Origin of the sequence: Saccharopolyspora erythraea, from assembly GCF_018141105.1 — a bacterium.
GTDB lineage: Bacteria > Actinomycetota > Actinomycetes > Mycobacteriales > Pseudonocardiaceae > Saccharopolyspora_D > Saccharopolyspora_D erythraea_A.
Window position 1 is genome coordinate 7506406 of record NZ_CP054839.1, and the last position, 26106, is coordinate 7532511.

Genomic DNA, 26106 nt, shown 5'->3' on the forward strand with positions numbered 1-26106 from the left:
ACCGATGCGGATCGCGATCCTCTCCTTCGGCACGCGCGGCGACGTCGCACCCTTCACCGGCCTGGGCGCGCGGCTGCGGGAGGCCGGGCACGAGGTGGTCGTCGGCGTGCACGACTCGTTCGCGCCGATGGTCCGGGACGCCGGGCTCGAACACCGGCCGCTGGCCGCCGACGCCCGGGCGCTGCTCGCCGGCGAGGCCGGCAAGCGCCTGCGCGACCACGGCAGCGGCGTGCGCGGGATCGCCGAGCAGTTGCGGCACGCCGGCGACTTCACCGAGACGATGAACGAGCTCGGCGAGAGCGTCGTCGAGGCCGCACGCGACGCGGACCTCCTGCTGCTGCAGAGCGCCTCGCGGCCATCGGCCTGCGGCGCCGGGTCGCCGTCGTGCTGCCCAGTCACACGGCGGCGATGTTCCTCGCGCGCGACACCGACCTCGTGTGCCTGACACCGGCGATAAGCGGCAACGGCACCGCGGACGCCCTCGGCCTGCACACCTTCGAGGTGCCGCTCGAACTCCCGCCGGTGGAGGTCGGCATGGCGTGGCATCCGCGCAATGACGCCGACCCCGCGCACCGGTGGCTTCGCGACCACATCCGCCAAGCCGTGACCTCGCTGCGGCTGCTCTGACCGACTGGCCGCACATCGCACGTCGGTCCCAGATCCCCGCCCTTTCGGGGCCGCGGGAGGCTGGCAAGCGCGGTCGTCCGGACCCGAGCGTGATCCTCGGCCGGAGACTCGTCGGTCAGAGCTTGGTCAGGAGGACTCGGCCAGAGCTTGATCGGGGGCGGTCAGCGAACTCGGCTGAAGCTTGGTTGGCAGGTACTCGGCTAGAGCTTGGTCAGCCGACTCGGCCAAAGCCTGGTCAGCGGACTCGGCCAAAGCCTGGTCAGCCGACTCGGCCAAAGCTTGGTCAGCGGACTCGATCAGAGCTTGGTCAGGGGGACGCTGCCGATCAGCATCAGGCGGACCGTGCCGGAGCTGCCGAAGTCGATGGTCGCCGTCGCGCGCGGCCCCTCGCCCTCGGTCGCGATCACCGTGCCGAGCCCGTACTTGTCATGGGTGACCCGGTCGCCCGCGGCGAGCTTGATCGCGACGGCGTCCTTCCAGCCCTTCGCCGGAGTCGAGCGCATGCCGCGCTCGGCCAGCCCCGCCTGCGCCGAGTCGGAGCCGCCGCGGTCGAAGCCGCTGTTGCGCCGCCCCCAGGTGCTGCGCACCTGCGGGGCCGCGCGCTCTGGCTCGATGCGACGCCAGTGCATCAGCTCGTCCGGGATCTCGGTGAGGAACCGGGACGCCGGGTTGGTCATCGGCTGCCCCCACGCCGAGCGCATCAGCGCCCGGGAGAGGTAGAGCCGCTGCCGGGCCCGGGTGATGCCGACGTAGGCCAGGCGCCGCTCCTCCGCCAGCTCCGCGGGCTCCCCGAGCGCGCGCATGTGCGGGAAGATCCCGTCCTCCCAGCCGGTGCAGAACACCACCGGGAACTCCAGGCCCTTCGCGGTGTGCAGCGTCATCAGGGTGACCACGCCGTCGCCGGAGTCCGGAAGCGAGTCGGCGTCGGCGACCAGCGAAACCCGCTCCAGGAACGCAGAGAGCGAGTCGTCGGCGGGCAGCCCGAGCGCTGCCTCGTCGTCGTCCTCCGCGGCGGGCTCGGCAGGCGCGACCACCGCCTCCGCGGATGCTTGCGCACCCTCTTCTCCGGTCGCGGTGCCGCCGGGCTCGGTGGCGTCCTCGGTCTCACCCAGGTCCCGCGCGTTGTCGCCCGGGTCCCCAGCCGCATCGCCCAAGTCCTCGGCGTTGTCGCCCGGGACCGCTGCCGGCTCCGGCGACCGCGCCTCGATGAACTCCCTCGCCACCGTGACGAGCTCGGTCAGGTTCTCCACCCGAGTGGCGTCCTGCGGGTCGTCGCTGTCCTCCAGCTCGGCCCGGTACCCGGTGCGGTCGAGCACCGCCTCCAGCACGTCGGCGACGTCGGACTCCGCTGCGATCCCGTGCAGCTCGTCGAGCATCTCGACGAAGCCCGCGATCGCCCGCTGCGATCGGGTGTTCAGCAACGGCACCTCGCCGGCCGCGGCCTTGCGCAGCGCCGCGGCGAAGGAGATCCGCTCCTGCTCGGCGTGCGCTGCGACCACCGCCTCCGCTCGGTCGCCGATGCCGCGCTTGGGCACGTTCAGGATCCGCCGGAGGCTGACGGTGTCCTCCGGGTTGTCGAGCACCCGCAGGTAGGCCAGCGCGTCCCGGACCTCGCGGCGCTCGTAGAAGCGCACCCCGCCGACCACCCGGTACGGCAGGCCGAGGCGGATGAACACCTCCTCGAACACCCGCGACTGGTTGTTGGTCCGGTAGAACACGGCGATGTCGTTGAAGGTCGCCTCGCCCTCGTCGACCAGCCGGTCGATCTCCCCGGCGACGAACGCGGCCTCGTCGTGCTCGTTGTCGCCGACGTAGCCCACGATCTGCTCGCCGTCGCCCGCGTCGCTCCACAGCCGCTTGTCCCGGCGGTTGGGGTTGCGCCGGATGACCGCGTTCGCCGCGGAGAGGATCGTCTGCGTGGAGCGGTAGTTCTGCTCCAGCAGGATCGCCCTGGCCTCCGGGTAGTCGCGCTCGAACTCCTCGATGTTGCGGATCGTCGCGCCGCGGAAGGCGTAGATCGACTGGTCGGCGTCGCCGACCACGCACAGCTCACCGGGTTCGACGGTCTCCTCGCCGGACTCGTCGGCGTTCGCATCGGTGTCGGTGTCGGGCTCGCCCGGCCGGTTCGTGCCGACGAGCTCGCGGACCAGCACGTACTGGGCGTGGTTGGTGTCCTGGTACTCGTCGACGAGCACGTGCCGGAACCGGCGCCGGTAGTGCTCGGCCACCGCGGGGTAGCCCTGCAGCAGCTCGACCGTGCGCATGATCAGGTCGTCGAAGTCCATCGCGTTGGACTCGCCGAGCCTGCGCTGGTAGGCGGTGTAGACCTGCGCGACCTTGCGCTCGACGTCGTTGCCGGCCCGTTCGGCGGCGTCCTCGGGGGTGAGCAGCTCGTTCTTCAGGTTGGAGATGTGCACCGAGAGCGTGCGCGCCGGGTAGCGCTTGGAGTCCAGCTCCAGCTCCCGCGCGATGATCGTGATCAGTCGCCGCGAGTCGTCGGCGTCGTAGATCGAGAAGTTCGACGACATCCCGAGCGTCTTGGCCTCGCGCCGCAGCACCCGCACGCACATCGAGTGGAACGTCGACACCCACATCGCGTTCGCCCGCCGGCCCACCAGGTCGGCCACCCGCTCCTTCATCTCGGCGGCGGCCTTGTTGGTGAACGTGATCGCCATGATCTGCCCCGGGTGCACGCCCTGGGCCAGCAGGTAGGCGATGCGGTTGGTCAGCACCCGGGTCTTCCCCGACCCCGCGCCCGCCACGACCAGCAGGGGCGAACCGCTGTGCTCGACCGCGTCGCGCTGCTGCGGGTTCAGCCCCGCCAGCAGGTCCTGCGGATCGGGTCCGCGCCGTGGGGACGGGGACTCCGCCGGTCGCAACGATCCGTCCTGCGGGAGATCGAAAAGGGTGCTCATCGCCGCTCCACGTTACCGGCACTCCCTGACAGCCCGTGCGGTCCCGGCCCGCATCCGCGCCCACCCATCTCCGGGGACCGACTGGGGACTTCCCCGATCCGCCGAGGGGTCGCCGACCGCAACCGTGGTCGGGCACCCGCTCCCGCGACACCGCCTCCGGGTCGGCGGCGCGCGGCCGGACCGCCACGGGCCTCGGAACACGTCGCCGCCGGACGCGCCCGGCCGCACCGGGCCGGTCCGGCGACCGCCGGACGCCCGGAACCGAGCCGAGGCAGAAACGAGCCGTCCGCATGACCTGGTTAGCCGAGATCGACACCGCGATACGGGACTTCGTGGCCTGGGCGTCCGCCCTCGATCCCTGGTTGTGCGTGCTGGCGGTTCTCATTGTCCTCTCCCTGGAGACCTCCCTGTTCGTCGGCTTGCTGGTGCCCGGCGAGGCGGCCCTGCTGCTGGCCGTGGGCGTGCTCGGGGCTCGGTGGGCACTGCCGCTGTTCGGCGTCGCGGTGCTGGCCAACCTGATCGGGCAGACCGGTGGCTACTGGCTCGGCCGAACGCTCGGTCCGGGCCTGCGCCGCACCTGGGCGGGGCGCAAGATCGGCGAGCAGCGCTGGGCGGCGGCCGAGGCGGTCGTCCACGGCTCGGGCGGCCGGGCGCTGATCACGACGCGGTTCGTGGCCGTGGTGCACGCGGTGGTGCCCGCCGTCGTCGGGACGCTGCGCATGCCGTTCCGCCGCTTCCTGCTGCTGGCGGCCGTAGGCGCCGCGCTGTGGGCGGCGGTGCTGACCACGGCCGCGGTGGCGCTCGGCGAGGCGGCGCGCGTCGTCGGCTACGGCTGGATGGCGCTGCTGCTGACGTGCATCGGCGGCGGTGGGGCCGGTGTCGTGCTGATCCGGGCCGCGCGGCGACGACGGTCCGCGTGACGGCGCTGCCGTCTGGCGCACCGAATGCCGTGGCATCCGCGATGCGGAACGCGGTGACGGAGAAGGCTGTGACAAACAAAGCTGTGACACGGGAGTCGGGGTCACGGCGGGCAGGGACGGGAAGTCGGTGATCTTCGCTCATGAGACCACGTTTCCCGCAGTTCGGACCGCCTTCAAGAAGATTCACTCGAACAAGTGATCGATACCACCGCCGGCCATCCCGCTTCCCACCTCTCGGGAAGAACGGCCCAGCACATGGCAGTGCCTTACCGGGCTGTGGCAGACTGGTCGCGTGCTGACGCAGAGCTACGACTTTTTCTACGGGCCCGGGACTCCGGCGCCCGTAGCTGCGTGAGCTCCACACACACTACGAACGCCCCGGGGTCCTCGACCCCGGGGCGTTCGCGCGTCGGGGTCCGGGAACCACGGGCACACGAGCCGGAGGGCGACCTCATGAACACCACCGTGGATGGTGACCAGCCGCGATCCGAAGCGTCCGCCGAGACGGGCACGGCGGATGCGATCGCCGGCTTCCGCGCCGAGATCGACCACCTGGACGCCGAGATCCTGCGGCTGGTCAAGCGCCGGGCGGAGGTCTCGCGCCAGGTCGGCGAGGCCAGGATGGCCGCGGGCGGACCCCGCATCGTCTACAACCGCGAGATGGACGTGCTCGCCCGCTACCGCGATCTCGGGCCGGAAGGCCGCGAGCTGGCCATGATCCTGCTCCGGCTCGGCCGGGGTCGCCTCGGCCACTGACGGCGGGTCCGGCACAGCCGAGTCGACGGACGCTCGCTGCCGGGGCACCACCCGAGTGCCCCGGCAGCCGGACCTCCGGCCACGCCCCGCGAGCCTCGTCGACAGGTCGGCTTCTCCTGCCGCGGACAGCCGCCGGCAGCGCTACACGGCGTCGTTCGCCGCGAGATCGCGCGTCCGGGTCTCCGGCGACACGGCCACCGCGATGATGGTGATCACCGAGCACAGCGCCACGTAGATCGCGATCGGCAGCGACGAGCCGAAGGCCGCCAGCAGCGCGGTGGCGATGATCGGCGCCAGCGAGCCGGCCACGATGGAGGCGAGCTGGTAGCCGATGGAGGCGCCGGAGTAGCGCACCCTGGTGCCGAACAGCTCGGCGAAGTAGGCCGCCTGCGGCCCGTACATCGCGCCGTGGAACACCAGCCCCACCGTGGTGGCGAAGGTGATCACGAAGAACGACCTGGTGTCGAGCATCGTGAAGAACACGAACGCCCACAGGCCGGTGCCGACCGCGCCGACCAGGTACACCGGCCGCCTGCCGATCCGGTCCGACAGCGCTCCCCACAGCGGGATGCTGATCAAGTGGATCACCGCCGCGATCAGCGACGCGTTGAGCGCGACCGAGCGCGGCAGCTCCAGGAACGTCGCCACGTAGGTGAGCACGAAGGACGTCAGCACGTAGTAGACGACGTTCTCGGCGAACCGGGCGCCCATGGCGATGAGCACCTCGCGCTTGTAGCTGCGCAGCACCTCCATGATCGGCGCGTGCTGCTCGGTGCCCTCCTCCGCGGCCTTGCGGGCGGCCTCCACGAACAGCGGCGATTCGGCCACCGCCAGCCGCACCCACAGCCCGATCAGCACCAGCACGCCGGACAGCAGGAAGGCGATCCGCCAGCCCCAGGCCAGGAACGCCTCGTCGGTCTGCACCGCGGCCAGCACGGCCAGCACCGCCGTGCCGAGCAGGTTGCCCAGCGGCACCCCGGCCTGCGGCCACGAAGCCCAGAAGCCCCGGTGCTTCGCCGACCCGTGCTCGGAGACGATGAGCACCGCGCCGCCCCACTCGCCGCCGATGGCGAAGCCCTGGACGAGCCGCAGGAGCGTCAGCACCAGCGGCGCGGCCACGCCGATGGTCTGGAAGGTCGGCAGCAGACCGATCAGGAACGTGGCTCCGCCCATCATGATCAGGCTCACGACCAGGAGCTTCTTGCGGCCGAGCCGGTCGCCGTAGTGACCGAAGACCAGCCCGCCCAGCGGCCGGGCGATGAACCCGACGGCGTAGGTGACGAACGCCAGCATCGTGCCGATCAGCGGGTCGTCGCTGAAGGGGAAGAACAGCTTGTTGAACACCAGCGCGGCGGCGGAGCCGTAGAGGAAGAAGTCGTACCACTCCACCGTCGTGCCGACCAGGCTCGCTCCTACGACCCGCGACTTGGCGGAGCGGCTGGGTGCGTTCGCGGAACCGGTGCTCATTGCGACCCCTTTCCGGGTCAGTGGGCGGCCCAGCCACCGTCGATGGGGAACGAAGAGCCGGTGACCGACCTGGTGCCCGGCCCGCACAACCAGACCGCCAGCGCGGCCACCTCGTCGGGCTCGACCAGCCGCTTGACGGGGGTGCGCGCCAGCAGCACGTCCTCGACGACCTGGGCCTCCGGCACGCGGTGCAGGACCGCCTGCTCGGCGACCTGCCGCTCGACCAGCGGCGTGCGGACGAACCCGGGGCATATGCAGTTGGAGGTGACGCCGTGCGAGGCGCCTTCGAGCGCGATCGTCTTGGACAGGCCCTCCAGCCCGTGCTTCACCGCCACGTACGCGCTCTTGTAGGGCGATGCGCGAAGCCCGTGGATGGAGGAGACGTTGATGATGCGCCCCCAGCCCCGGTCGTACATGCCGGGCAGGGCCGCGCGGACGATCCGGAACGGCGACTCCAGCATCACCGCGAGCATCCGGCTGAAGGTGTCCGGCGGGAACTGGTGCACCGGTGCCACGTGCTGCATGCCCGCGTTGTTGACCACGATGTCGGCGCCCGGGCCGACCTCGGCCGCGGCGTCCGGGTCGCTGAGGTCGACGATCCTGGCCTCACCGCCGATCTCGGCCGCGACCTGCTCCGCGGACTCGGCGTTCCGGTCCACGACCAGCACCGATGCCCCCGCCTCGGCCAGCCGCCGGGACACCGCCGCCCCGATGCCGCTGCCCCCACCGGTCACGACGGCGCGCCTGCCTGCGAGGAAGGTCGTGCCGCCACCCCCGCTTTCCCCCGAACCGTTCGCGTCGAGATCGTCCGAGCGGTCACTCATAGCCCAGGAACCTATGCGTGATTCGAGTCTCAATCCAGAGGATCGTCACAACCTTTTGGTCCACTTCGGCGACGGGTCCGCGGCACCCCTGGACGATTTCCGGGATATCACCCATACCGGGCGCGCCCCGAGCAGGGCAGACTGAACACATGGGTCTTGTTGTCTTCCTCGTGACGCTCGTGGCGGTACTCGCGGCCGCAGGACACGCGGGGTACCTCGCGATGCTTACGTCGGCGGCCAAGAAGCGGCCCGGCGGCGGACCGGCGGCGGAGTTCGCCAAGAAGCGGATGCCGGTCGCGGGCGTCATGCTCGGCGTGACGCTGCTGGCCATGCTGATCGGCACAGGTGAAACCTGGGGGGCGGACGTGTTCGCGGTGCTGCTCGCCGCGGGTGGCGGCGTCGGGTCGGTCAAGGCGCTGCAGACCAGCCAGAGCCGGTTCCGCGAGGGCCACTACTGAGCTTCCCGGCGGCGACGCGGGAGGGGCACCACCGATAGTGTGTTACTCGAAGTAATCACACGACCCCGAAGCGTCGCCGCCGCGCGGCCGTCTTAGTCTGGTCGCCATGACCACCGCACCGGAGTCCCCCACGGGGACGCGCCGCGCGCTGGTGGTCACCGCGCACCCCGACGACGTCGACTTCGGCTCCGCCGGGACGGTCGCGTCGTGGACCGCCGCGGGCGTGGGGGTCACCTACTGCATCTGCACCAACGGCGACGCGGGCGGTTTCGACGCCACGGCGCGCGAGGACATGCCGGTGATCCGGCAGCAGGAGCAGCGCGCCGCCGCGGCCGCGGTCGGAGTCACCGACGTGCACTTCCTCGGCTACCGCGACGGCCAGCTCAGCGCCGATCTCGAGCTGCGGCGGGACATCACCAGGATGATCCGCACGGTCCGCCCCGACCGGGTGCTCACGCACTCACCGGAGATCAACTGGGCACGCATCGCGATGTCGCACCCGGACCACCGCGCCGTCGGCGAGGCGACGCTGGCCGCGGTGTACCCGGACGCCCGCAACGAGTTCGCGCACCCCGACCTGCTGCTCCAGCACGGGTTGCGCCCCTGGCTGGTGCCCGAGTTGTGGATGTCGGAAGCCCCCGACGAACGGGCCAACCGGGCCGTGGACATCACCGACCACTTCGAGGCCAAGCTCGCCGCGCTGTCGGCGCACCGCTCGCAGACCGGGCACCTGGGCGACCTCGAAGGCTCGATCCGCAGACACCTGGCGCGCACCGCCGAGCGCCACGGCATGGCCGTGGGCAGGCTCGCCGAGGCGTTCCACGTCGTCGACACGTCCTGAAGGCCGGTCCCCCGGCCCCGAGAAAGTCGAGACCCGATGGACAGCGGCAGAACCACCGGCTGGACCGGCCAGATCGACTGGCCGCCCAGCCCGGCAGAACCACGGCCCGGACGGCATCGCAAGACCCGCTCGGCCGGCGCCTGGACCCCGGTCGTACACCGCTCGCGGACGCGCTGCACCGGCCGCGCCTCCCGGTCGATCGATCCGTTGGCCGACACCGGCCCCGTGGGCGGCCTGCACGAGTTCGACCTCGGCATGGTGCCCGCGTCGGTGACGCCGCCGCCGACCTGGCGGCGCGCCGGGTGGTTCGCGGTCGCCTCGTCGGCCGCCGCGCTGAGCGGACTGGTGTGGGCGACCTCGACGCTGGGCGGCCAGACCACGGTGCAGAGCATCGACCTGCCCGGCATGCCGCGCGGCGGCGACTACCCGCCGCTGGACCCCTACTACCTCACCGGCGACCCGACTCGCCCGAAGGCCAGGCCGACCGGCTGGGTGCGGCCGCTGCCCAGCACCGAGGCCCTGTCCAGCCCGGTGCCGGTACCGCCGGTCGCCCGCAGCGCGTGGCCCGCCCGACCGTTCGACTCGTTGGCGCGGCCCGACTCGTTGGCGCGGCCCGACTCGTTGGCGCGGCCCGACTCGTTGGCGGGACCTGACGAGGACGCCGACGTGTGGGCGCCGTCTCGGACCGCGGAGCCCCCGGCGAGCGCGCAACGTCCGCAGTTGCTGGCCGCGGCGGACACCGGGCCGGTCAGGCAGCGGACCAACGACTATTACGGCGCGATCGCCTCAGGCGATCTGCGCGGCGCTTACGCGATGACGACCGGAGAGCTACGCGAGGAGGGCTTCCGGGCCTTCGCCGCGCGGTACGGCGACGCGGTGGGCATCGAGGTCATCACGGTTCGCGACGTCCCGGGAGGGGCGGTGGTGACGCTGCGCCTGACCGGCGCCGACGGCGCGGTGACCACGCAGCGTCGGCGGCTGGGGTTCACCGGCGGCGACGACCCGCTGGTGCACAGCGACGAGCGGGTTTCCTGAGATGGCCCGGTAGCGCGATATCGCACGCACGGAGCGTGATCACTGCTCCATTCGGGTAAAACTGATCGCCCTCTTCAGGTGAACTCGTGGCCGGTTCTTTCCTCCCCGGGCGCTGTGCGGGGTACGAGTGCAACCGGACAACGCTGACCACCGGACGCGCGAGGAAGACCGTGGACCGCTTATCGACAGGGCGCAGACGCGACCGCGACGGCTCCATCCCGGTCTCCGAGCTGATCAGGCGTGAACCGGACCGGACTTCCCTCGGCCGCGCTTCCCACGACGCGACTGGTCGCAGCGCGAACGCCCGGACGGCCGGCGCGGCGCGCCGCACGGTGCTCGGGTCGAAGACCCGCACCACGCAGGACGACGAACGGGCGCGGCACGAGAAGCGCGCCGACGAGTTGCTGGCGCACTCCGACGATGCCCGCGCGGGCCATCCCCCACCGCTGGCGGCCCGGCTGGTCTTCGGCGTCCTCGGCGTCGCGCTGGTGCTCGGCTCGGCGGCGATGTCCTCGATGATCATCTCCCGGCCGGCCCCGGTCCCCACCGCGCGCCCGGAACCGGTTGACGGGGTTCTCGCGCTGCGACCCGATCTCGTCCGTGATGCCCGCTGGCCCTTCACCTCCCCAGCACCGGAGGCGGCGAGCCCCAGGTCCGGCGATCCGGTGACTCCGCTCACCAGTGCGCCACCGATGCCACCACCTGCCGTGAACCCGGCCGCCGGCAGCGACAGGTCGGCGGTCCTGCTCGTCGACGAGCTCTACCGCCGGCTGGACTCCGACCCGGCCAGCGCGGTCGAGCTCCTCGCGCCGGAGCTCGTGGACGGCCAGGGCGCCGAGCTGGCCGCCTCCTGGCGGGACGCGTCGTCGGTGCGGGCCCGCCCCGTGTCGGCACGGGCGGGGACGGTGGTCGCCGAGGTGGAGCTGGGCTACCAGGGCGGCGACCGCGTCGTCCTGCGCCACCAGTTCACGGTGGAGCCGGGCGTGCGGCAGCGGATCTCGGGCGCCGAACTCGTCACGGCCAGGCACTTCGACGCCGGCTGACGCCCCGTCCGGGGCATCGGGCGGTGGTTTTCCACAACAATGCGGCAACGACGTCGAGCGCCCGCGACGCCGGGTTCACCACCTGCTGGGACGCCCCGGGAACCGGGCGGGGCCGAGGTGGTTGCCGCACGCAACGGGTTCGGTCCGCCACGAAGGGCCAGCAAAACCCCGATCAACTGCGAAAACACCGTGAGACTCGCAACGACCGGGTGCGGCGGAGCGCCGCGCGGGAGGTAGCGTCGTGATCGGTGGCATCGATCTGCCGACTTCGGGCCTACGCGAATACGACGTCGGCTAGGCTCCCTTAACGCGGACGGGTCGAGCCGACCGGCCAACCCAGGCCGCGCTGAGAACGTGTACATGTCGGAGGGCCGGACCCGGTCCGCCAAATCCGCCGATGTTCGGCGGGGCCGTGCACCCGGGATCGCTCCCGGGTCGCCTGCGGAGCTCGAAGGACATCGATAGCAGTACGGGGAGACGTCGGTGAGCGACGAAGGTCGCCTGGTCGCCGGACGCTACCGAGTGCAGCGACGCATCGGCAGTGGCGCGATGGGCGTGGTGTGGGAGTGTGTCGACGAGCGCCTGCACCGCACTGTCGCGGTCAAGCAGTTGTTGCTGCAGCCTGGACTGGATCCGGGTGAGGCCGAGGAAGCGCGGCAGCGGGCAATGCGGGAAGGTCGGATCGCGGCACGCCTGCAACACCCGCACGCGATCTCGGTCTACGACGTAGCCGAGGACGAAGGCCAGCCTGTGCTGGTCATGGAATACCTGCCATCCACCAGCCTCGCGGCGATGATGTCCGAGCACGGGCCGCTGCCGCCGCGGGAGGTGGCCAGGATCGGTGCGCAGGTGGCGGCGGCGCTCGGCGCCGCGCACGCCGCGGGGGTGGTGCACCGGGACATCAAGCCCGGCAACATCCTGCTCGGCGACAACGGCACGGTGAAGATCACCGACTTCGGGATCTCCCGTGCCCAGGGCGACGTCCAGGTCACCAAGACGGGCATGCTCGCGGGTACGCCCGCCTACCTGTCTCCGGACGTGGCGATGGGCCAGGAGCCCACGCCGGCCTCGGACGTGTTCTCGCTCGGTGCCACGCTCTACGCCGCGATCGAGGGCAGGCCGCCGTTCGGGCTCAACGAGAACACCCTCGCGCTGCTGCACGCGGTCGCGGCCGGCAAGGTCGACCCGCCGCAGCAGGCGGGCCCGATGGCCGAGCCGCTGATGGCGATGATGCAGAACCGCGTCGAGGACCGGCCGGACATGGCCCAGGTCCGCGAGATGCTGCAGGCGGTCGCCGACGGCCACGCGGTCACCTCGGTGCCCACCATGGCCGCGCCGATCCCGCCCGCCATCGCGCCGGACGCCTCCAGCAGCCACCCCGACCTGGCTCCGACCAGCGTCGTCGGCGGCGGCGGGCAGGACGGGACCGCGATCGCGGCCTACGACGAGGACCCCTATTCCGAGCAGCGGCAGTACGAGGACGCCACCTCGTACATGGGCTCGGACACCCGGGGCGACGCCGCGATCTACGAGAAGCCCCGCCGCAGCAAGCGGCCGGTGATCGTCTCCGGCATCGCGCTGGCGGCGGCCGCGGTGATCGCGGTGCTGGTGGTCTCGGCGATGTTCACCCAGAACCCGCCGACCGTGCCTGCCACCCAGCAGAGCAACCAGCCGTCCGCGGCACCGCCGCCACCGCCGACGAGCGAGCCGGAGGAGACCGAGTCCTCCGACGAGGACGAGCCGACCACCACCCGGCAGACGCAGACCCGCACCCAGGCGCCGACATCCTCGGTGAGCAGGCCGACCTCGACCAGTGGGAGGCCGACCTCGACCCAGGACGAGGACCCCACCACCCAGCCGGAGGAACCGACCTCCAGCAGGAACACTCCGAGCGGCACCGCGTCGTCGAACGGAACGACGGGCTGAGCTCCTCCGCCGTGGGCCGGGGCGGGTACCGCTGGGTACCCGCCCCGGCTTTCCGCGTCCGCCTGGGGCCCTCCCGGGGGACGACCGTCCGGGCGGGCCCAGTAACGTTGAACACTGTCCGGTGAAAGCTGGCCACGGGGGTCCGGTCAGTACCGTCCAGCCGAAGGCACAGCCACTACCAGGAGACACCTGTGAGCGCCGAGGGTCGTTTGATAGCGGGTCGCTACCGCTTGGAACAACAGATCGGCAGTGGCGCGATGGGCGTGGTGTGGCGCGCCGTCGACGAGCGCCTGCACCGCACCGTCGCCGTCAAACAGCTGCTCCTCCAGCCCGGGTACACCCCGGAGGAGACCGAGGAGGCCCGCCAGCGCGCGATGCGCGAGGGCCGGATCGCCGCGCGGTTGCAGCACCAGAACGCCATCGTCGTCTTCGACGTCGCCGAGGACGAGGGCCAGCCGGTGCTGGTCATGGAGTACCTGCCGTCGCAGAGCCTCGCCTCGGTGATCAGCGAGAAGGGCCTCGTGCCGCCGCAGCAGGTGGCCCGCATCGGCGCGCAGGTCGCAGGCGCGCTGGCCGCCGCGCACATGGCGGGGATCGTGCACCGCGACCTCAAGCCGGGCAACATCCTGCTCGGCGACAACGGCACGGCCAAGATCACCGACTTCGGCATCTCGCGCGCGATCGGTGACGTCTCGGTCACCAAGAGCGGCATCCTGGCCGGGACCCCGGCCTACCTGGCGCCCGAGGTGGCGCTCGGCCGCGACCCCGCGCCCGCCTCCGACGTCTTCTCGCTCGGTTCGACCCTTTACGCGGCGATCGAGGGCGAGCCGCCGTTCGGCGTGGACGAGAACGCGATCAGCCTGCTGCACCGCGTCGCACGTGGGCAGATCGAGCCGCCGCGGCAGGCGGGGCCGATGACAGCGGCGCTGATGCAGCTGCTGCGCCCGGATCCGGTGGACCGGCCGACGATGGCGCAGGCGCGCAACCTGCTGCAGGCGGTCGCCGACGGCAGGCCGGTCCCGGCGCCCGCGCCCAACGGCTGGCAGCAGAAGCCACCGCCGACGACCGTCGGCCGCTCCGAGTCGCCCGCCACCCGGGTCGGTCCGCCCAGCGGCGGCAAGCCTCCGGCCGCGCCGACGACCGCCACCGCGGCCCCGCAGCCATCGGCCGAGCCCGCGCAGCGCAAGCCCCGGCAGGCGCTGCTGTGGGGCATGGCGATCATGATCGCGGTGCTGCTCGGCATCCTCGTCGCCAACGCGCTCAGCAGCGGGGCCCCCAGCAACCAGGGCCAGCAGCCGGCACCGCCGCCTGCGGGCACGCCGGCGCCGCCGCCGGCCACCACCGCCGCCGCGAAGACGACTACGTCGTCCGCGCCGGCCACCACCTCCAGCGCCGTGGCGACCACCAGCTCCCAGGCGCCGACGTCGGCGGGGAAGCAGCCGTCGGCCGCGGAGATCGAGGGCGCGGTGCGCACGTACTACTCGCTGGTGCCCAAGCACCTGGACCAGGCGTGGAAGATGCTCGGGCCGTCGCTGCAGGCCCAGGGCAAGGAATCCTACGAGCGGTTCTGGAAGCGGATCGAGAAGGTCGACATCACCGCCGGTCCGCAGTACAACGGCGGCGACAAGGTCGCCGTCGGCATCCGGTTCACCACCAAGGACGGCCGCACCAGCAGCGAGCGGCACGTGCTGGGCATGGTCGTCACGACCGACGGCACGCCGCTGATCAACACGGACCAGAGGCAGTAGCCGAGGTCCGGCTCCGTTCGCAGCGCTGCTTCGGGCTGCCACAGCGACTGGAAGACCCACGGTTGCTCGCCCGGTCCGGCGGCTGCGGTTCCACGCCCGGCCGGTAATTCCGATCTGCCTGCCCGGTCGTTCTCGCAACAGCAAGGGCGTCCGAGCCTCTTCGCTAGTCCGCGGGCCCCTGTGCGGGCCCGGCGAAGGCTCCGGCGTCGGCCAGCGCGGCGAGCATCGTGCGCGTGGTCGGCTGCTCCGCCACCGCCTCCCGCACCGCGACGTAGACCTTGCGGACCGGCTCCGGACGGCCGACCGACCGCACCACCACCTCCGGGTGCACGACGTCGAGCGCGAACCTCGGCAGCAGCGCGATGCCCAGCCCGGCCGCGACGAAGCCCTGCGCCGAGTACCCGCCGTCGGTGTACAGCGCGATCTTCGGCTTGAAGCCCGCGCTGGCGAAGGCGTCGTCGAGAGACTCCGCGCACGGGCCCGTCGAGTTCATGACGGTGTCGACCCACTCCTCGTCCTGCAGCCGGGCGAGGTCGATGCGTTCCTCGGCGCACATGGGGTGCCCCTTCGGCAGCACGACGTGGTACGGCTCGCTGACCAGCTCGAGCACGCGCACGCCGCGCACCTCGGGGGCTTCGCGACCGACCACGATGACCGCGACGTCGGCAGCCCCGGAGGCGACCTCGCCGAGTCCGCCGTCGTCGTCCACCATCTTCAGGTCGAGCCGCACCTCGGGGCGTTCGGCGCGGAACTTGGCCACCGCGGGCGGGATCAGCGCAACGCTCGCGGTGTGGAAGAAGCGGACCCGCAGCAGCCCGGTGCGTCCGGCGCGCAGGTCGGCCAGCTCGATCTCGGTGCGGCCCAGCAGCTCGGCGAGGTCCGCCGCGCGCTCGGCGAGCAACGTCCCGGCGGGGGTGGGACGGACGCCGCGGCCCGCCTTCTCCAGCAGCGCGATTCCCGCCTCGCGTTCCAGGGCCGAGAGCTGCTGGCTGATCGCGGAAGGCGTGTAGCCCAGGTTCGAAGCGGCGGCGCTGACCGAGCCGCTGGTGACCACCGCGCGCAGCACCTGCATCCGTCGTGTGTCGAGCATGGACCTACGCTACAGCATTTCTGAATGGTTGGTTGAGTTTATTTCACTTGTCCTTACTTCTTGGTTGGCCGAAGCTTGAGCAGCAGATCGGTTCGGTCAGCACCGACGCTTCCCGGCCGTACAACGGACGGGTCCCCGGTGCCGGACCGGTGGAGGCAACGCGGAGGGGCGATGAACAATCCAGCCAGCTACTACCGCCTCGCGGCGCTCGCGCTGCTGTGGGGCTCCAGCTTCCTGCTCATCAAGGTCGCGCTGGAGGCGCTGTCGCCGACCCAGATCGCGCTGACGCGCATCGTGCTCGGCGCCCTGGTGCTGGTCGCGCTGTGCGCGGTGCGCGGCATCCGGCTGCGCGGCAGCGCGGCGCTGTGGCGGCGGATCGCCACCGCCGGGCTGTTCGCCAGCGCTCTGCCCTGGGTGCTCTTCGGCGTCGGCGAGCAGACGGTCGCGTCGGGCCTCACCGGCGTCATCAACGCGACGACCCCGCTGTGGACTGCCTTGTTCGGCATGCTCCTCGCGCGTGAGACGCCGCCGAAGTCCCGGCTCACCGGACTCGGAGTCGGGTTCGCGGGCGTGGTGCTGATCTTCGCGCCGTGGCAGGGCGGCGACCTGCTGGCGCCGGGAGTGCTGGCCTGCCTCGGCGCAGCGGCCTCCTACGGCGTCGGATACGTCTACATCGGACGGAAGCTCACCGGGGAAAGCCTGCGGGAGCACGGGCTTTCACCGCTGGCGCTGGCGTCGATGCAGATGATCGCCGCAGCGGGTTTCGCGGCGGTCGCTCTCCCGATCGACGGGCTGCGGCCCGTGCACCCCGAGCCGCTGGCCCTGCTGTCGATCGCGGTGCTGGGCGTGCTCGGAACCGGGATCGCGTTCGCGATGAACTACCGGCTGATCGCCGACGAGGGCGCGACGACGGCTTCGACCGTCGCGTACCTGATGCCCATCGTCTCGGTGCTGCTCGGCTGGCTGGTGCTCGACGAACAGCTCGGCGCGCGGGTGCTGACGGGCATGGCCCTGGTGCTGGCGGGGGTGCTGCTGATCCGCCGCTCGAACCGGCCGGCGAGGGAGAAGCCGCGGATCGTGCGGGGCCTCCTGCGCGGCTCGCAGCTCTACGCGGAGCTGGCGACGAACCATCCGGGGAAGTGACGACGGCGGACGCGTCGGGCGTGGGGTGGCGGGCTGGGGCCGTCTCGCGGGGCCGGGGCGCCGGGCCGTGTCGGTCCGTGGGGCCGGTCCATCGGGCCGGGTCGCCGGGCCGGGTCGCCGGACTGGGTCGGGCGGGCTGGGTCGCCGGGTCGGTCCATCGGGCCGGGTCGCCGGGCCGGGTCGCCGACTCGCCGGGACGGGCAGGATGCCGACTCGCGGGGAGGGGAGTGGACCCGCGGGGGCGAGGCAGGCCCGGCGTGTCGGGAACCAACAGTGATGCTGGTGAGTCGGGCGCCCACATGGTGCCAGGGAACCGACACGGTGTCGGTGCTGGTGAACCGACACGGCCCCGGCGAGTCAGACACCGACACAGGCCCGGTGCGTCGGACACCGACACAGGCCCGGCGAGTCGGGACCAACAGTGATGCTGGTGAGTCGGGCGCCTACACGGTGCCAGGGAACCGACACGGTGTCGGTGCTGGTGAACCGACACGGCCCCGGCGAGTCAGACACCGACACAGGCCCGGCGAGTCGGAACACCGACACAGGCCTGGCGAGTCGGGACCAACAGTGATGCTGGTGAGTCGGGCGCCTACACGGTGCCAGGGAACCGACACGGTGTCGGTGCTGGTGAACCGACACGGCCCCGGCGAGTCAGACACCGACACAGGCCCGGCGAGTCGGAACACCGACACAGGCCCGGTGCGTCGGACACCGACACAGGCCCGGCGAGTCAGACACCGACACGGTGTCGATGTGGGCCTGGAGCCCACACATTGCCGGGGGATCGCCACGGCCTCGGCGAGTTGGACACCAACACAACCCTGGCGAGTCGGGCATCCAACACGCCACCCGCGAGTCGGGCATCCAACACGCCACCCGCGAGTCGGGCGCCAACACGTCCCCCGGCGAGTCTTGCGGTCGACTCACCGAGCGTGCGTCGGAACACCGACACTGCCCGGCGAGTCAGACACCCGACTCACCAGGCGCGTGTACGCCATCCCAACCGTGGCCAACGCAGCCGCCGAAACCGCTGTGACGCCTGGGCAAGGCCGTACCCCGGGAGCCGGGCTGCCCCACGCCGAAGGCCTACCCCCGAACGCCGAGCCCCACCGATGGCCGACCCGCCGCCCACGCGCGAAGGCCAGGCGGTGCCGGAACGCCCGCCGCCCACGCGCGAAGGCCAGGCGGTGCCAGAGCGCCCGCCGCCCACGCGCGAAGGCCAGGCGGTGCCGGAACGCCCGCCGCCCACGCGCGAAGGCCAGGCGGTGCCAGAGCGCCCGCCGCCCACGCGCGAAGGCCAGGCGATGCCGGAACGCCCGCCGCCCACGCGCGAAGGCCAGGCGGTGCCAGAGCGCCCGCCGCCCACGCGCGAAGGCCAGGCGATGCCGCAACGCCAGCCACCCACGCGCGAAGGCCAGGCGGTGCCAGAGCGCCAGCCACCCCGCTGAAAGGCCGGCGGCACCGCCACGTCAGACCAGGCGGCGGTCGGTGGCCCACCTGGACAGCTCGTAGCGGTTCGAGAGCTGGGTCTTGCGCAGGACGCTGGAGACGTGGGTTTCCACGGTCTTCACCGAGATGAACAGCTCCGAGGCGATCTCCTTGTAGGCGTAGCCGCGGGCGAGCAGCCGCAGGACGTCGCGTTCGCGCGGCGTGAGCAGGTCGAGCTCGGGGTCGCCGACCGGCGCCGAGTTCGGCCCCTCCGCGAACGCGTCGAGCACGAAGCCCGCCAGCCTCGGGGAGAACACCGGGTCGCCCGCCGCGACCCGGCAGACCGCGTCCGCCAGCTCCCGCCCGGAGATCGTCTTCGTGACGTAGCCGCGCGCGCCGCCGCGGATCACCGCTATGACGTCCTCGGCCGCGTCGGACACCGACAGGGCGAGGAAGACCACGTCGGGCTGCTTGCCCCGCACCTGCCGCAGCACCTCCGCGCCGCCACCGTCGGGCATGTGCACGTCGAGCAGCACGACCTCCGGCTGGTAGTGGCCGATGCCCGCGATCGCCTCCGCGACCGATCCCGCCTCGCCGACCACCTCCACCTGGTCGGCCGCGGTGGCGAGCTCGGCCCGGACACCGGTGCGGAACAGCGCGTGGTCGTCGACCAGGAACACCCGGACGGGACGGCTGTCGTTGGGTTCACTCACCGTTGGCTCTCCTTCTCACCGCGCGTCCACCGCACACCGGCACGCACCCGCTCCACCACATACCTGCACACACCCCGCCCGGCACGCTCCCGCGAGCACCAGCCCCGCGTCCGCAGCGCACCGGCCGGTCCGCTCACTGGGCGCCCGCCCGCGGCATGTCCATCTGCACCTCGGTGCCCGCGCCGGGTGCCGTGCGCACCCTGACCTGACCACCGTTGCGCTCCATCCTCCCCCGGATCGAGTCCGCGAGGCCATGCCGGTCGCCGGGCACGCTGTCCGGGTCGAAGCCGGCCCCGCGGTCCCGGACGTAGATCGACACCTGGTCCGGTTCGACCTCCGCGTAGACGCTGACCTCGGCGACCCCGGCGTGTTTCGCGGAGTTGACGATGGCCTCGCGGGCCGCCGCGAGCTGCGCGGCGTGCCGGTCGTCGACGTCGCAGTCGCCGACCACCACCTGCTGGACCTTGATCGCGAAGGTGTCCTCGACCTCGCCGCACGCCTTGGCCAGGGCGGCCGCCAGCGTCCGCGGCTCGGCCTCCACCTGCGCGCCCTCGCCGGTGCCGGGCACGGTCCCGGCCGCGGTCCCGCCCGAACCGCCGGACCCGACCGGCCCGGTGCCACCGGAACGGCCGTAGCCGTCGGGCCCGTAGAGCCAGTTGCGCAGCTCGCGCTCCTGCCCGCGGGCCAGCCGCCGCACCTCCCTCGAGGAGTCGGCCTGCTTCTGGATCAGCGCGAGCGTCTGCAGCACCGAGTCGTGCAAGTGGGCGGCGATCTCGGCGCGCTCCTGCGAGCGGATGCGGCTCGCGCGTTCGGTGTTGAGGTCGCTGACCAGCCGCATCCACCACGGGATCGTGAGCACCGCGGTCCCGATCAGCGTGGCCAGCACCGCGGTGAGCGCGAACTGCAGGTCGCCCAGCGGGATCCTGCCCGCCAGGAACGACACGATGCCCGCGACCACGAGCACGGCGCCCGCGACGATCCGGATCAGCGAACCGCGGCGCCCGCCGCCGAGCAGCGCCCCGGCGACCCCGGACCGCGCGCCCTCCCGCCAGCGCCTGCGCTGCGACTCGTCGGCCTCCCGCCAGATCACCGCGGCACCGACCAGCGCCACCGCGAACGGCGTCAGCAGCCAAGTGGGCAGCGTCCCGAGCGCCGAGACCAGCGCGGTCAGGCCGATGCCGAGGATCAGCAAGCCGACGCCCTGCTGGCGCTCCCTGCCGGAGATGTCGGAGTCCCGGCCCGCGGCCTGCGGCACGAAGATCCAGAACATCCCGTAGGCCACGACGCCCGCCCCGCCGAACGCGGCGGCCACGGCGAACACCGCGCGCACCCAGAGCACCGGGATGCCCAGGTGGTCGGCGATCCCTCCGCTGACGCCCGCGACGATGCGCCCGCTGCGCCGCCGCCACAACCTCTCGACCTCGGGCGGCGGTGCGGCGGGCACCGCCCGCTGCCGGATGGCGACGTCCGGTCGGGTCTGCTGTTCCGCTGTGCGCATCTTCTCCCGCTTGCGCCGGGCACGGGCTCTCACGACAACGATGGTCACACGCGCGCGAGGGCGTGGACATCAGGGAACTTCCCGCGTCTCTCCGGGCGCCCTCAGGGGCGTCCCTGATTCCGGGCGCGCTTGCACCGGGCGATAGTTGGAGCCATGAGTGGGACTGCTGGCTTGGGTCGTTCCTCGACCGCGAAGTTCGAGGAGACTCTCCGGGACTTCTGGGCGAACCGTCCGGTGCGTCCGCAACGCGGCGGCAAGATCGCCGGCGTCTGCGAGGCGATCGGTCTGCGCTACGGCATCGATCCGGTGCTGGTGCGCATCGTGTTCGTGGTCGGCGCGTTCTACACCGGGGCCGGGCTGGTGCTGTACCTGCTCGGCTGGTTGCTGCTGCCCAAGGAGGACGACACCGGCGGCGCGAACGCCGGCAAGCGCTCCACCTCCGCCGTCGTCGCGCTGGCGGTCATCCTGCTGCTGATCCCGGCGGTGATGTGGGCGATGCGGCTGGAGGGGCTGATCGGGCTGGTCATCGGCTTCGGCGCCGTCTACCTGCTGCACCGCAACTACCGCGAGCGCGGGGTGGGCGCCCCGCCGCGCGACGCCGTCGCGACGGCGGACAACACCTGGGTCTACCCCGGTGCGAGCGCGCCCCAGCAGCCACTCAACGATCTCGGCCAGGACGTGCGCACCCGGCCGGACCCACCCGCATGGGACCCGCTGGGCGCCGCGCCATTCGCCTGGGACCTGCCCGAACCGTCCGAGCCGCAGCCCGAACCGGCCCCGGCCCGGCCGAAGCGGCGCTGGGTCACGCTGGTGACCCTCGGGATCGCGGCGTTCGTCGGCGCCATGTCGGTCACGGCCGCCAACCCGCTGTCCTTCACCTTCGCGCTGACGCTCGCCGTGCTGGGCGCGGGCATGATCATCGGTGCGTTCCTGCACGCGGGCCGCGGGCTCATCGGGTTCGCCATCCCGGTCGCCGCGCTCGCGGTGGTGATGGCGGCGATCCCGGTGGGCGGACCGTGGCGCGGTGTCGAGGACATGCAGCGGACGTTCGAGACGGTCGAGGAGGTCGGGCCGCACTACGCGACCTCGGTCGGCAACATCGAGCTGCACATGGACGACATGGCGATCACCACCGGGCAGAACCTGCGGACCAGCGCCGAGGTGGAGCTCGGAGCCATCACCGTGTACGTGCCGCGCAATGCCGACGTGACCGCCAAGTGCACCGCCGGGCAGGGCATCGCCACCTGCCTCGGCCAGGAGCGGACCGGGCAGGACGCCCGCATCGAGGGTTTCGACGCCGGTCCGGACGGTCCCGGCGGCGGCAACATCGACCTGGACCTGCGTGCGGGCGCGGGCAGCGTGGAGGTCATCCGTGACTGACGACATCACCCCCGAGACCACCGGAGCGGTCGCCAAGCGGCAGACCCCGGACGGCATCACCCTCACCGCGGGCGTGCTCGCGGTGGCGCTCGCCGCGCACGTGCTCATCGGCGGTTCGGGCGCGACCCTGCTGTGGGTCATCGCGGTCGGTGCGGTCGGCATCGGGCTGCTGATGCTGCTGGCCTCGCTGCGAGACCGCCGGAGGAAGTGAGCGGGGCGTAGCGCGACGCTTCGCGGGCGGACCCCGGCCGGTCAGCGGACCAGAAGACCGAGGACGGCGAGCAGCAGCCCGGCGGGAGCGGCTACGAGCACCCCAACGCTGAGCAGCCGGTGGAGCCGGCTGCGGCCGCGGCGCAGTTCCTCCTCGCTGCGCGTGGAGACGATGAAGTGACCGTCGCGCTCGGGCTTGCCGATCACCAGCGGGCCGATGCGGTCGTGCACTTCGCCGAGCACGTAGAGGCGTTGTCCGGGGCGCAGTACCCATTCTGTGTACTCGTAGCCGGTCGTCCCGCTGGCGTCGAAGATCGCCGGGAGCTGGACGCCGAAGAGGCTCGGGCCCTGCGGCCGGTACGGCTCGAAGCGGCTGACGACCTGCTCCGGCCTGTCCGGCGCGGTGCCGTTGGGATCCACCCCGATGAGCACGCCGTGGTCGTCCCGCACCGCGTAGCCCTCCCACGAGGTGTGCCCGGCGACGACCTCCGCGTGGCGGGTGACCCGGCGCTGCCCGTTGCGGTGGCGGACGTGCTCGTAGTGCCGCTTGACCTCGTAGCGGTACCAGACGCACTCGGCTCCGCCCAGCTGGGAGACGAGCACGCCCTCCGGCCGGGGATGCGCGGCGCCGACGACCTCGCACTGCTTGCGGAAGCCACCCCGCCCGCCGACCGAGTCCGAGGCTCCGCGCAGCAGTTCGAGCTGCTGGACCGGCAGCGTCTCGGCTCCGATCATCGCGTGCAGCTCGTCGCGGGCGTTGCGCATCAGGAAGAACCCGACGACGGCCGCCACGAGCAGGGCCACCCCGGCGATGAACATCGCGACTCCATCCGTCCCGGCTTCGTCCGTCGGGCGGTCACCCTATGCGCGCGGTTGGCCCTCGCGGTGGCGAACGGGCGAAACTTCCCTGCCCACCTCGGCGACTCTCTACACTCGTCGCAGCCGTCGAAGGGGGATGTTGCGTGCTCAGGGCTGACGGGCGTCCGACGCTGGAAGACGTCGCCGCCAGAGCCGGGTTGTCCCGCGCCACCGTGTCCAGGGTGATCAACGACTCCCCGCGGGTGAGTCCGGAGGCCCGGGAGCTCGTGCGGGTGGCGGTGCGGGAGCTCGGCTACGTCCCCAACCGCGCCGCGCGCACGCTGGTGACGCGCCGGACCGACGCGGTCGCCCTGGTGCTCTCCGAACCCGAGAACAAGTTCTTCGACGACCCGTTCTTCGCCTCGACCGTGCGGACCGTCTCGCAGCACCTGTCGGCCGCCGACACGCAGATGGTGCTGCTGCTGGTGCACCGGGAGGACGACCACGTGCGGATCGCCCGGTACCTCTCGGGCGGCCACGTCGACGGCGCGCTGGTGCTGGCGCCACACCTCGACGACCCGCTGCCGGAGGCGGTGCGGGACCTGCCGCTGCCGATCGTGTTCGGCGGGCGGCTGGGCATTCCGGAGGCCGGGCTGCACCTGGTCGACCACGACAACGTGGGAGGCGGCAGGCTCGCCACCGAGCACCTCGTCGGGCTCGGAAGGCGGACCGTCGTGACGGTGGCCGGACCGGCCGACGAGTACGCCGGCATCGAGCGGCTCGACGGCTGGCGGCAGGCGACCGGACTCGACGAGCGGACCGCAGCGCACCGCAGCGAGCGCGGCGACTTCACCGAGGACGGCGGCGAGCGGGCCATGACCGCCCTGCTGCAACGCGTGCCCGAGCTCGACGCGGTGTTCGCGGCCAACGACCTGATGGCGGCCGGCGCGCTGCACGCCCTTCGCGCGGCGGGCCGCCGCGTACCGCAGGACGTCGCGGTCGTCGGCTTCGACGACCAGCCCGCGGTCGCCCCGCGCACCGACCCGCCCCTGACGACCATCCGGCAGGACCCCTCGCTGCGCACCGAGCACATGGTGGACCGCATGGCCCGCCTGATCGCCGGTGAACCGGTGCCGACCGGACGCACCGTGCTGCCGGTGGAGCTGGTCCGTCGCGAGTCCGCGTAGCGAAGCGGGCAGACCGCCAGCGCGTGCACCCAAGGCCCACTGTCCCCTGTGGACACAGCCTCCCATGTGCTCGTACCGGTGCTGGTACTGGTCGAAGAACGCCGTCTTCGCCCGGGTGTAGGCGTCGTAGTCGGCGTCGCGGGCGTGATTTTGGGCCGCCTCCACCTTCACCGCCTCGTACGCGCTGCGGCCTGCGGAGTCGGCTCGCAGCCAGTCCCGGAAGGCCACCGTGTACGCCCACCACGGGCTGCCGAGCAGGCGCACGTGCAGGATCGAGGGCCGCGCCGGGTCGGCCCGGAAGTACAGCCGCTTGCGGTAGGCGTCGGCCGGGGCATGGCCGGGGTCCCTGATCTGGTCGTCGTGGACGCCCGGCGAGTCCGGGCGGGCACCCCGTTCCGGCAGGTAGCCGATCGCGGCCAGGACCTCGTCGGTCGCCGAACCTTCCCCGGGCAGCTCGGTGACGCCGATCTGCAGGTCGACGAAGCGTTTGGCGCGCAGTCCGGGTACCGCGGTCGACCCGATGTGGTCGTAGGTCCAGCTACCGTCGTCGAGACCGGCGTGGCGCAGGGCCTCGCGCAGGCGCGTCAGCAGCCGCCGCGCGGTGACGGGCAGGTCGGGGTCGTGCTCGTGCAGGACGGCGGGCCCCGGCCGGAGTCTTTCGATCCCGGCCGCATGCAGGGCGAAGGGCGCAAGCCGCTGCCCCCACAACCGTTCCACCTGCTCGCGGACGACCGCGTCGGGGTGCAGCACCACGTCGGCCGCGGTCTCGTCCGCATCGGCGCCCCGGGTGTCGACGACCACGGCCGCCGCGCCGGGTCGGTCCACCACGGCCACGTCGAGCAGTCCCACGCCGTCGTGCTCGCACAGTCGCGCGGCCACCTCCTCCGAGCACAGCCCGGCCACCACCTCGACCCTCAACGCCGCCACGCGCTCACCCCTGCCGCATCCGATGACCTTCAACCGGTACAGATGCCCACCCCACCCCCAGGGTTGCGCACCCGGCCGCGCCGAGCGGGAGCGCACGAGCGGCGGCGGGGCCGGATGACGCAATTCGGATGCGACTTGATCGATCCGGAACTTCACACCCCGATCGACATCCACAAGCCTGGGAGCGCTCTCACCTCAGAGCCATCGTGCACGACGAGAACGGCCACGACCACCGAGGAGGTACTCATGACGGCAAGGCGCCTGATCGTCTCCGGGGCCGCGCTGGCGATGCTGCCGCTGTTCCCGTTCCCCGGCCCGCCGGACGCGGCCGCGTCGAGCCCGGCACCGGCGCGGGAGGTCTTCTTCGACGACTTCTCCGGCTCCGAGGTCGACCGCGGGAAGTGGAAGATCGAGGTCACCGGCGAGAACTTCGGGACGGTCAACTCCGAGCAGCAGGCCTACGTCGACTCCCCCGAGACGATGTACGTCGACCACGACGACGCGGGCACCGGCGCCTCCAACGGCGCGCTCGCGCTGCACCCCCGCTTCGAGCCCGGCACCCAGGCCCCCGACGGTCAGACCTACGACTTCGTCTCCGGCAGGCTGAGCACCCAGGACAAGTTCGAGTTCACCTACGGCAGCTACGCCGCCCGGCTCAAGCTCCCCGAGGGCGCGACCGGCTCCGGCCTGTGGCCGGCGTGGTGGTCGCTGGGCTCCGACATCGACAACGGCAAGCCGTGGCCGCAGTGCGGCGAGGTCGACGTGATGGAGAACGTCGGCGAACCGTGGACGAACGTCTCGCTGCACGGGCCGGAGTACAACGGCGACACCCCGATCCACCAGCGCCAGCACTTCGAGGGCATGGACCCCGCCGACTGGCACGTCTACCGCGTCGACTGGAACGCCGAGGGCTTCACCTTCTTCGTCGACGAGCGCGAGATCTACCGCATCACCAAGCAGCAGATGCAGCAGAACGGCTGGAGCTGGGTGTTCGACGACCCGCAGTTCATGATCCTGAACTTCGCGCTTGGCGGCACCTACCCGAGCGGCGTCAACGGCGTGACCGAGCCCTACCTGGGCATCCCGCAGGAGACCGTCGACAAGGTCGCCGCGGGCGGTGTCCGCTACCTGGTCGACTGGGTCCGCGTCGAGCAGCAGTAGTCGCGCCT

The 26106-nt window shown here is 72.2% G+C and carries 23 protein-coding genes and 1 pseudogene; 16 read left to right on the forward strand and 8 right to left on the reverse strand.

What is annotated here, in order from left to right; genetic code table 11:
• Nucleotides 1-4: 4 nt before the first annotated feature.
• Both HUO13_RS33595 and HUO13_RS33600 read left to right on the forward strand, forming a co-directional pair.
• Complete coding sequence (locus HUO13_RS33595) at nucleotides 5-445, forward strand: glycosyltransferase (protein WP_249124272.1); 441 nt, start codon at nucleotides 5-7, stop codon at nucleotides 443-445.
• Nucleotides 409-627 (forward strand): hypothetical protein, encoded by a 219-nt coding sequence (locus HUO13_RS33600; protein ID WP_249124273.1) that lies wholly within the window; start codon nucleotides 409-411, stop codon nucleotides 625-627. Before HUO13_RS33595 ends, HUO13_RS33600 begins: the two co-directional genes overlap by 37 nt.
• 296 nt (nucleotides 628-923) lie before the next feature.
• Here the strand turns inward: HUO13_RS33600 and HUO13_RS33605 are convergent, their stop codons facing one another.
• Entirely contained in the window at nucleotides 924-3542 is a 2619-nt protein-coding gene (locus HUO13_RS33605) for a UvrD-helicase domain-containing protein (RefSeq protein ID WP_211898906.1), read from the reverse strand.
• Nucleotides 3543-3832: 290 nt separating this feature from the next.
• Here HUO13_RS33605 and HUO13_RS33610 point away from each other — a divergent pair, with 290 nt between their 5' ends.
• Nucleotides 3833-4462: a DedA family protein gene (locus HUO13_RS33610; RefSeq protein WP_211898907.1), complete on the forward strand. Its 630-nt coding sequence runs from the start codon at nucleotides 3833-3835 to the stop codon at nucleotides 4460-4462.
• A gap of 453 nt (nucleotides 4463-4915) precedes the next feature.
• On the forward strand, nucleotides 4916-5218 hold the full coding sequence (locus HUO13_RS33615) for a chorismate mutase (protein WP_211898908.1): 303 nt from the start codon (nucleotides 4916-4918) through the stop codon (nucleotides 5216-5218).
• A 141-nt stretch (nucleotides 5219-5359) separates the two neighbouring features.
• On the opposite strand, the gene HUO13_RS33620 is transcribed toward HUO13_RS33615, so the two are convergent.
• Both HUO13_RS33620 and HUO13_RS33625 read right to left on the reverse strand, forming a co-directional pair.
• The gene (locus tag HUO13_RS33620; RefSeq protein ID WP_211898909.1) at nucleotides 5360-6685 is read right to left on the reverse strand and encodes an MFS transporter; all 1326 of its coding nucleotides are present in this window, start codon (nucleotides 6683-6685) and stop codon (nucleotides 5360-5362) included.
• A 17-nt stretch (nucleotides 6686-6702) separates the two neighbouring features.
• The gene (locus HUO13_RS33625) at nucleotides 6703-7509 is read right to left on the reverse strand and encodes a 3-hydroxybutyrate dehydrogenase (protein WP_211898910.1); all 807 of its coding nucleotides are present in this window, start codon (nucleotides 7507-7509) and stop codon (nucleotides 6703-6705) included.
• Nucleotides 7510-7658: 149 nt separating this feature from the next.
• On the opposite strand from HUO13_RS33625, the gene HUO13_RS33630 reads away from it, so the two are divergent.
• From HUO13_RS33630 to HUO13_RS33655, 6 genes are all read left to right on the forward strand, one after another.
• Entirely contained in the window at nucleotides 7659-7967 is a 309-nt protein-coding gene (locus HUO13_RS33630; protein WP_211898911.1) for a hypothetical protein, read from the forward strand.
• Nucleotides 7968-8073: 106 nt separating this feature from the next.
• Nucleotides 8074-8808: a PIG-L deacetylase family protein gene (locus HUO13_RS33635; RefSeq protein WP_211898912.1), complete on the forward strand. Its 735-nt coding sequence runs from the start codon at nucleotides 8074-8076 to the stop codon at nucleotides 8806-8808.
• Nucleotides 8809-8844: 36 nt separating this feature from the next.
• The gene (locus HUO13_RS33640; protein WP_211898913.1) at nucleotides 8845-9843 is read left to right on the forward strand and encodes a hypothetical protein; all 999 of its coding nucleotides are present in this window, start codon (nucleotides 8845-8847) and stop codon (nucleotides 9841-9843) included.
• Nucleotides 9844-10013: 170 nt separating this feature from the next.
• A complete protein-coding gene (locus tag HUO13_RS33645; protein ID WP_211898914.1) occupies nucleotides 10014-10886 on the forward strand; it encodes a hypothetical protein in 873 nt (290 codons plus the stop codon).
• Between the two features lie 483 nt (nucleotides 10887-11369).
• The gene (locus HUO13_RS33650) at nucleotides 11370-12812 is read left to right on the forward strand and encodes a serine/threonine-protein kinase (RefSeq protein WP_211898915.1); all 1443 of its coding nucleotides are present in this window, start codon (nucleotides 11370-11372) and stop codon (nucleotides 12810-12812) included.
• Nucleotides 12813-13003: 191 nt separating this feature from the next.
• Nucleotides 13004-14560: a serine/threonine-protein kinase gene (locus tag HUO13_RS33655; RefSeq protein ID WP_432757800.1), complete on the forward strand. Its 1557-nt coding sequence runs from the start codon at nucleotides 13004-13006 to the stop codon at nucleotides 14558-14560.
• 163 nt (nucleotides 14561-14723) lie between these two features.
• Here HUO13_RS33655 and HUO13_RS33660 read toward each other — a convergent pair whose 3' ends face one another.
• Entirely contained in the window at nucleotides 14724-15650 is a 927-nt protein-coding gene (locus HUO13_RS33660) for a LysR family transcriptional regulator (protein ID WP_211898917.1), read from the reverse strand.
• A 171-nt stretch (nucleotides 15651-15821) separates the two neighbouring features.
• Between HUO13_RS33660 and HUO13_RS33665 the strand changes: the two genes are divergently transcribed.
• Together HUO13_RS33665 and HUO13_RS38220 are read left to right on the forward strand one after the other, a co-directional pair.
• Nucleotides 15822-16793, forward strand: a complete 972-nt coding sequence (locus HUO13_RS33665; RefSeq protein ID WP_211898918.1) for a DMT family transporter — start codon at nucleotides 15822-15824, stop codon at nucleotides 16791-16793.
• Between the two features lie 1115 nt (nucleotides 16794-17908).
• Entirely contained in the window at nucleotides 17909-18244 is a 336-nt protein-coding gene (locus HUO13_RS38220) for a hypothetical protein (RefSeq protein WP_211898919.1), read from the forward strand.
• 21 nt (nucleotides 18245-18265) lie between these two features.
• Here HUO13_RS38220 and HUO13_RS33675 read toward each other — a convergent pair whose 3' ends face one another.
• Both HUO13_RS33675 and HUO13_RS33680 read right to left on the reverse strand, forming a co-directional pair.
• Nucleotides 18266-18937, reverse strand: coding sequence for a response regulator (locus HUO13_RS33675; protein WP_009943379.1), 672 nt, complete (start codon nucleotides 18935-18937; stop codon nucleotides 18266-18268).
• Nucleotides 18938-19070: 133 nt separating this feature from the next.
• The gene (locus tag HUO13_RS33680; RefSeq protein WP_211898920.1) at nucleotides 19071-20468 is read right to left on the reverse strand and encodes an ATP-binding protein; all 1398 of its coding nucleotides are present in this window, start codon (nucleotides 20466-20468) and stop codon (nucleotides 19071-19073) included.
• Between the two features lie 120 nt (nucleotides 20469-20588).
• Here HUO13_RS33680 and HUO13_RS33685 point away from each other — a divergent pair, with 120 nt between their 5' ends.
• Complete coding sequence (locus HUO13_RS33685; RefSeq protein WP_249124274.1) at nucleotides 20589-21815, forward strand: PspC domain-containing protein; 1227 nt, start codon at nucleotides 20589-20591, stop codon at nucleotides 21813-21815.
• On the forward strand, nucleotides 21808-22026 hold the full coding sequence (locus HUO13_RS33690) for a hypothetical protein (protein ID WP_211898921.1): 219 nt from the start codon (nucleotides 21808-21810) through the stop codon (nucleotides 22024-22026). Before HUO13_RS33685 ends, HUO13_RS33690 begins: the two co-directional genes overlap by 8 nt.
• A 41-nt stretch (nucleotides 22027-22067) precedes the next feature.
• Here HUO13_RS33690 and HUO13_RS33695 read toward each other — a convergent pair whose 3' ends face one another.
• Nucleotides 22068-22844, reverse strand: a complete 777-nt coding sequence (locus tag HUO13_RS33695; RefSeq protein ID WP_211898922.1) for an E3 ubiquitin ligase family protein — start codon at nucleotides 22842-22844, stop codon at nucleotides 22068-22070.
• A gap of 143 nt (nucleotides 22845-22987) precedes the next feature.
• Between HUO13_RS33695 and HUO13_RS33700 the strand changes: the two genes are divergently transcribed.
• Nucleotides 22988-24010 (forward strand): LacI family DNA-binding transcriptional regulator, encoded by a 1023-nt coding sequence (locus tag HUO13_RS33700; protein WP_211898923.1) that lies wholly within the window; start codon nucleotides 22988-22990, stop codon nucleotides 24008-24010.
• 138 nt (nucleotides 24011-24148) lie between these two features.
• Here the strand turns inward: HUO13_RS33700 and HUO13_RS38275 are convergent.
• Nucleotides 24149-25111: pseudogene (locus tag HUO13_RS38275) on the reverse strand (GrpB family protein); the annotation flags it as partial.
• Between the two features lie 306 nt (nucleotides 25112-25417).
• Between HUO13_RS38275 and HUO13_RS33710 the strand changes: the two are divergent.
• A complete protein-coding gene (locus tag HUO13_RS33710; RefSeq protein ID WP_249125215.1) occupies nucleotides 25418-26098 on the forward strand; it encodes a glycoside hydrolase family 16 protein in 681 nt (226 codons plus the stop codon).
• The last annotated feature ends 8 nt before the right edge of the window (nucleotides 26099-26106 follow it).

What these genes read in the sequence shown, in the direction of transcription:
- HUO13_RS33625 (WP_211898910.1), bottom strand. Translation starts at nt 7,509, where the DNA reads ATGAGTGACCGCTCGGACGATCTCGACGCGAACGGTTCGGGGGAAAGC.
- HUO13_RS33660 (WP_211898917.1), bottom strand. Translation starts at nt 15,650, where the DNA reads ATGCTCGACACACGACGGATGCAGGTGCTGCGCGCGGTGGTCACCAGC.
- HUO13_RS33695 (WP_211898922.1), bottom strand. Translation starts at nt 22,844, where the DNA reads ATGTTCATCGCCGGGGTGGCCCTGCTCGTGGCGGCCGTCGTCGGGTTC.
- HUO13_RS33685 (WP_249124274.1), top strand. Translation starts at nt 20,589, where the DNA reads ATGAGTGGGACTGCTGGCTTGGGTCGTTCCTCGACCGCGAAGTTCGAG.
- HUO13_RS33640 (WP_211898913.1), top strand. Translation starts at nt 8,845, where the DNA reads ATGGACAGCGGCAGAACCACCGGCTGGACCGGCCAGATCGACTGGCCG.
- HUO13_RS38220 (WP_211898919.1), top strand. Translation starts at nt 17,909, where the DNA reads ATGGCCGACCCGCCGCCCACGCGCGAAGGCCAGGCGGTGCCGGAACGC.
- HUO13_RS33630 (WP_211898911.1), top strand. Translation starts at nt 7,659, where the DNA reads ATGGGTCTTGTTGTCTTCCTCGTGACGCTCGTGGCGGTACTCGCGGCC.
- HUO13_RS33610 (WP_211898907.1), top strand. Translation starts at nt 3,833, where the DNA reads ATGACCTGGTTAGCCGAGATCGACACCGCGATACGGGACTTCGTGGCC.
- HUO13_RS33615 (WP_211898908.1), top strand. Translation starts at nt 4,916, where the DNA reads ATGAACACCACCGTGGATGGTGACCAGCCGCGATCCGAAGCGTCCGCC.
- HUO13_RS33620 (WP_211898909.1), bottom strand. Translation starts at nt 6,685, where the DNA reads ATGAGCACCGGTTCCGCGAACGCACCCAGCCGCTCCGCCAAGTCGCGG.
- HUO13_RS33605 (WP_211898906.1), bottom strand. Translation starts at nt 3,542, where the DNA reads ATGAGCACCCTTTTCGATCTCCCGCAGGACGGATCGTTGCGACCGGCG.
- HUO13_RS33710 (WP_249125215.1), top strand. Translation starts at nt 25,418, where the DNA reads ATGTACGTCGACCACGACGACGCGGGCACCGGCGCCTCCAACGGCGCG.
- HUO13_RS33665 (WP_211898918.1), top strand. Translation starts at nt 15,822, where the DNA reads ATGAACAATCCAGCCAGCTACTACCGCCTCGCGGCGCTCGCGCTGCTG.
- HUO13_RS33635 (WP_211898912.1), top strand. Translation starts at nt 8,074, where the DNA reads ATGACCACCGCACCGGAGTCCCCCACGGGGACGCGCCGCGCGCTGGTG.
- HUO13_RS33600 (WP_249124273.1), top strand. Translation starts at nt 409, where the DNA reads ATGTTCCTCGCGCGCGACACCGACCTCGTGTGCCTGACACCGGCGATA.
- HUO13_RS33595 (WP_249124272.1), top strand. Translation starts at nt 5, where the DNA reads ATGCGGATCGCGATCCTCTCCTTCGGCACGCGCGGCGACGTCGCACCC.